Genomic DNA, 458 nt, shown 5'->3' on the forward strand with positions numbered 1-458 from the left:
TTATCTTTACCGCCACCAGGCATTTCAAGCTGAAGCCCCGCTTTAAGTCCAAGAACCCTTTCATTCACTGCACCCCAATCTGAAATAACAACACCATCGTATTGCCACTCATCAGCCAAATACATGTAAGTAGTTTCTTATTTTCACTAGCGTAGGTACCATTAATTTTGTTATAGGAGCACATCACTGTCCATGGCTTGGCTTCCTTTATTGCCATCTCAAAGCCAGTGAGATAGATTTCATGGAGTGCCCGTTCATCAACGACAGCATTGATAGTCATGCGATAGTCCTCTTGATTATTCACGGCAAAATGCTTTATGGACGTGCCTATTCCTTTAGATTGTACTCCGTTAATAAATGCAGCCCCCATTTCCCCTGAAAAATATGGATCTTCTGAATAATACTCAAAATTACGTCCACAAAGGGGATTACGTTTTATATTAATTCCAGGTCCAAGA

1 protein-coding gene is annotated in these 458 nt (G+C 40.8%); it reads right to left on the minus strand.

Annotated elements, in window-relative coordinates; translation table 11 throughout:
- Positions 1–64 precede the first annotated feature (64 nt).
- Positions 65–458, minus strand: a 394-nt coding sequence (locus AOA60_RS18265) for a glycoside hydrolase family 3 N-terminal domain-containing protein (protein WP_305887053.1), incomplete at its 5' end; no start/stop codon positions are given.

The organism is Pseudomonas sp. 2822-17 (assembly GCF_002742485.1).
GTDB classification, from domain to species: domain Bacteria; phylum Pseudomonadota; class Gammaproteobacteria; order Pseudomonadales; family Pseudomonadaceae; genus Aquipseudomonas; species Aquipseudomonas cyclaminis.